The following is a 2,408-nucleotide window of genomic DNA, read 5'->3' on the forward strand; positions in this document are numbered from 1 at the left end:
GTGAGTTGTAGAAGATGAACTCGAGGATCACGCGGTGACCGCCCTGCTGTCCAGCACGACCACCCCGCTACACCACTATGAGGGACTCAACTCGTACCTGGCGAGCTCAAATCATTCGTGATGACGCCGGGGAGCCCATCCGGGGTCAGTGGGCCCCGATCGTTGACGACGAGACCTGGTGGAAAGTCCAGGAGATCCTCGACGACAAGAAGCGCGTCACCAACACCAGTGGCTCCACCAAGCGCAAGCGCCTCGGGAGTGGGTTGTACCGCTGCGGGCTCACCGACTCCGAAACCGGCCAGGTGTGCGGCAAGAAGGTCACCGGCGCGCCGCGAGGGTACACCTGCCCAGGTCACATGGTCCGCTCGAGTCCTGCCATCGACGATTTCGTAACGGAGGTCATAAGCGCCCGTCTTGCTGAGAAGGATGCCGTGAAGAAGATGATCACGCCTGCAGAGACGGCCCAGACCAGATCTATTGACGCCTCGATTAGCGGGCAGCGGGCGAGGATCAACCGTGCACAGCACGATTACGACGCAGAGATCATCGAGGGCCACGATCTCAAACGTGTCCGTGACGCCGCCGAGGAGCGAATCCAAGAGCTGGAAGCCCAAAAGATGCTCCAAGGCCGCACAGGGGCTCTTCTCCCGATCCTCGGGGTCGATGACCCGGCTACTGCGTTCAAGGGTGCTTCGCTCGAACTGCGGCGTCAAATAATTGATGTGCTGGCGACCGTCTCCCTGCTGCCACAGCCCCGAGGACGGAAGGGGGTCAACCCAGCATCTGTCGAAATCGTCTGGAAGTGACTGTAGGTCCGCCGCAGGCGGACCCGGGAGGTCTCCTGAGAGCGATTGACGCGGCGTAAGCGCGTCATTTCATCAGAGCCTGACTGCCTGTCGCGTTCATCGGTCTCCTCGGCCTGAGGAGGAGACCGATGAACACGAACACCCTGAACAGCACGCCACGAGTATGGGTCGGCTGCCTGCACTGCTACAACTCTGGACGCCTCGTCGGTGAGTGGTTCGACGCCGTCGATGCCGACGAGGTCGCCTTGGCCGACGTGCACCGGGACACGGGCGGTAGCCGGGCCGGTTGCGAGGAGCTGTGGTGCTTCGATCACGAGAATCTGCCCGTACGCGGCGAGATGCGCCCGTACGAGGCTGCTGAGTGGGGTCGCTCGCTTGCGTCGGTCCCAGAGCACCAGCGCGAGGCGTTGTGCGCGTGGGTGAGGAGCGGTGACTACGTGGCTGAGGGCACGGGCGACCTGCCGAGCATCCCGGACTTCGAGGACCGCTACTGCGGCGAGTGGGAGTCCTTCCGCGAGTACGCGGAGGAGCTGGCCGATGGCACGGGCGTGTTGTCGGGAGTCCCGGACGATGTCGCTCGGTACTTCGACTGGGCCGCGTGGACTCGTGACCTCGCGTTCGACTACACGGTCGAGGACGCACCGGGAGGCGGCGTGTTCGTCTTCCGCAACCTGTGACCAAAAGGAGGTGCACTGATGACTGATGACCAGTGGGAACTGCGCGTGTGCGTGCAGTGCGACATGCCGAGCATCGCCAAGCGGGTGCTCGTCATGGCAGAGGACATGAGCGTGAGCCGGGTCTACTACTGCCCGGACCACGGCCCGTTGTCGATCGCCGTCGTGGTCGACATGCGCGCGATCCGAGCCCGGAGGAGGGGAGAGCCATGAGTGCAGAGTCCAATGCGAGCAGTCATGCCCCTGGCGTTCAGCTGGTGGCGGGGGTGCTCTGAGCTTTCTGATGAGGAGGCGCGTGCATGACCTGCTGGCGCTGCACCGGGCGGCGGTCGAGTTGATTCCCGATCAGCGGGACCTGCTCGGGTACTACGACGCTCTGGGTGGCTGGACGTCGGGGTCTTGTTCCATGACCGAGGTCACCGGACACGATGGTTCGGGACACAGCCAGCGTCGTTTTCGCCACCATAGCTTCACCGGCGCGGTGAAGCACGGTGCGTCGATCAGCTCCACCCTCTGCCGGCTATGCGCATGCGCGATGACCCCGCAGGCGGGGCAGCCCATCACCTCCTGCCGGGCGGATTCGACCTCGACCCGGAGTCCCGCATCGTCGCGATGGACGCCGACCACGTGGAGCCCCGGCAACCCGACCAGAAGATCGCAGCGCTGGCAGTAGCCGCCGCCGGCACGGCAGCAGGAAGTAGAATCGGGCATCGTCGAGGTCCTTGAAGATCAGGTGGTGTGGTAACCCCGATTCTTGAGGGCCCCGACGCCCATCACCCCGCCGACACGCCCACCATCGGATCCACGCTCACCCCACGCTCAGGTACGAAGAGCCAATCCGGCCCTTCGGACTTGAGCGTGGGTTAGGTGCGTAGGCCTCCGCCGATCAGCAGCATTCTGAGGCGGTAGTTGGTGGGGTTGCGGAACC

Annotated in this window: 5 protein-coding genes; 4 read left to right on the forward strand and 1 reads right to left on the reverse strand. The window is 64.3% G+C overall.

The window, feature by feature from the left end; all coding sequences use genetic code 11:
• Positions 1-77: 77 nt before the first annotated feature.
• The 3 genes from BSZ39_RS12590 to BSZ39_RS12600 all read left to right on the forward strand — a co-directional run bounded on the left by BSZ39_RS12590 (position 78) and on the right by BSZ39_RS12600 (position 1,693).
• A complete protein-coding gene (locus BSZ39_RS12590) occupies positions 78-806 on the forward strand; it encodes a recombinase family protein (protein ID WP_245792529.1) in 729 nt (242 codons plus the stop codon).
• Between the two features lie 128 nt (positions 807-934).
• Positions 935-1,483: an antirestriction protein ArdA gene (locus BSZ39_RS12595; RefSeq protein ID WP_073717648.1), complete on the forward strand. Its 549-nt coding sequence runs from the start codon at positions 935-937 to the stop codon at positions 1,481-1,483.
• An 18-nt stretch (positions 1,484-1,501) separates the two neighbouring features.
• On the forward strand, positions 1,502-1,693 hold the full coding sequence (locus tag BSZ39_RS12600) for a hypothetical protein (RefSeq protein WP_073717649.1): 192 nt from the start codon (positions 1,502-1,504) through the stop codon (positions 1,691-1,693).
• Positions 1,694-1,846: 153 nt separating this feature from the next.
• Here the strand turns inward: BSZ39_RS12600 and BSZ39_RS15185 are convergent, their stop codons facing one another.
• Positions 1,847-2,041: a transposase family protein gene (locus BSZ39_RS15185; RefSeq protein WP_425425694.1), complete on the reverse strand. Its 195-nt coding sequence runs from the start codon at positions 2,039-2,041 to the stop codon at positions 1,847-1,849.
• Between BSZ39_RS15185 and BSZ39_RS14755 the strand changes: the two genes are divergently transcribed.
• Entirely contained in the window at positions 2,003-2,206 is a 204-nt protein-coding gene (locus BSZ39_RS14755) for a hypothetical protein (protein WP_245792530.1), read from the forward strand. The genes BSZ39_RS15185 and BSZ39_RS14755 overlap by 39 nt on opposite strands.
• Positions 2,207-2,408: the final 202 nt, after the last annotated feature.

This window comes from Bowdeniella nasicola (assembly GCF_001907295.1).
GTDB classification, from domain to species: domain Bacteria; phylum Actinomycetota; class Actinomycetes; order Actinomycetales; family Actinomycetaceae; genus Bowdeniella; species Bowdeniella nasicola.